This is a genomic window from Exiguobacterium aurantiacum (assembly GCF_001766415.1).
GTDB lineage: Bacteria > Bacillota > Bacilli > Exiguobacteriales > Exiguobacteriaceae > Exiguobacterium > Exiguobacterium aurantiacum_A.
Map to the genome: position 1 here is coordinate 2,501 of NZ_MKXO01000017.1, position 1,840 is coordinate 4,340.

1 rRNA gene (only partly in view) is annotated in these 1,840 nt (G+C 54.9%); it reads left to right on the forward strand.

Annotated elements, in window-relative coordinates:
* Nucleotides 1-1,836, forward strand: a 23S ribosomal RNA gene (locus BJU60_RS14610) (it extends 817 nt beyond the left edge of the window).
* Nucleotides 1,837-1,840 lie beyond the last annotated feature (4 nt).

Consider the following 1,840-nt stretch of genomic DNA (forward strand, 5'->3'; position numbering starts at 1 on the left):
TGTGGCGTTGCACAGACAACTAGGATGTTGGCTTAGAAGCAGCCACCATTCAAAGAGTGCGTAATAGCTCACTAGTCGAGTGACGCCGCGCCGAAAATTTAACGGGGCTAAACATACCACCGAAGCTATGGATTCCGTAAGGAATGGTAGGGGAGCGTTCCAAGCAGCAGTGAAGCGGTATCGTGAGGAGCCGTGGAGCGCTTGGAAGTGAGAATGCCGGTGTGAGTAGCGAAAAGAGGGGTGAGAATCCCCTCCGTCGAAAGCCCAAGGTTTCCTGAGGAAGGCTCGTCCGCTCAGGGTTAGTCTGGACCTAAGCCGAGGCCGAAAGGCGTAGGCGATGGACAACAGGTTGATATTCCTGTACCGCCGTACCACCGTTTGAACGATGGGGGGACGCAGAAGGATAAGGTAACCGTGCGACTGGAAGTGCACGGACAAGCAGCGAGGCCGTCGGGTTGGCAAATCCGCCCGGCATACAAGGTTGAGCTGTGATGTGGAGCCCGTAGGGCGAAGTACCGGATTTCACGCTGCCAAGAAAAGCCTCTAGTAAGGAGGTCGGCGCCAGTACCGTAAACCGACACAGGTAGGCGAGATGAGAATTCTAAGACGCGCGGGATAACTCTCGTTAAGGAACTCGGCAAAATGGTCCCGTAACTTCGGGAGAAGGGACGCTTATGGCAACATAAGCCGCAGTGAATAGGCCCAAACGACTGTTTAGCAAAAACACAGGTCTCTGCTAAATCGCAAGATGAAGTATAGGGGCTGACGCCTGCCCGGTGCTGGAAGGTTAAGGGGATGTGTCATCGCAAGAGAAGCACTGAACCGAAGCCCCAGTAAACGGCGGCCGTAACTATAACGGTCCTAAGGTAGCGAAATTCCTTGTCGGGTAAGTTCCGACCCGCACGAAAGGCGTAACGATTTGGGCACTGTCTCAACGAGAGACCCGGTGAAATCATAGTACCTGTGAAGATGCAGGTTACCCGCGACAGGACGGAAAGACCCCATGGAGCTTTACTACAGCCTGATATTGAGGCTTTGTACGCGATGTACAGGATAGGTGGGAGTTTGTGAAGCCGGAGCGCCAGCTTCGGTGGAGACATCCTTGGGATACCACCCTTTGCGTATAGAGTCTCTAACTCGCAGCCGTGATCCGGCTGGAGGACCGTGTCAGGCGGGTAGTTTGACTGGGGCGGTCGCCTCCTAAACAGTAACGGAGGCGCCCAAAGGTTCCCTCAGAATGGTTGGAAATCATTCGTAGAGTGCAAAGGCAGAAGGGAGCTTGACTGCGAGACCTACAAGTCGAGCAGGGACGAAAGTCGGGCTTAGTGATCCGGTGGTTCCGCATGGAAGGGCCATCGCTCAACGGATAAAAGCTACCCTGGGGATAACAGGCTGATCTCCCCCAAGAGTCCACATCGACGGGGAGGTTTGGCACCTCGATGTCGGCTCATCGCATCCTGGGGCTGGAGTAGGTCCCAAGGGTTGGGCTGTTCGCCCATTAAAGCGGTACGCGAGCTGGGTTCAGAACGTCGTGAGACAGTTCGGTCCCTATCCGTCGTGGGCGCAGGAAATTTGAGGAGAGCTGTCCTTAGTACGAGAGGACCGGGATGGACGCACCGCTGGTGTACCAGTTGTTCCGCCAGGAGCATCGCTGGGTAGCTACGTGCGGACGGGATAAGTGCTGAAAGCATCTAAGCATGAAGCCCCCTCCGAGATGAGATTTCCCTTTGAGCAATCAAGAAAGACCCCTCAGAGACGATGAGGTAGATAGGTCATGGGTGGAAGCACGGCGACGTGTGGAGCTGAATGATACTAATCGGTCGAGGCTTTGATCTAGAAA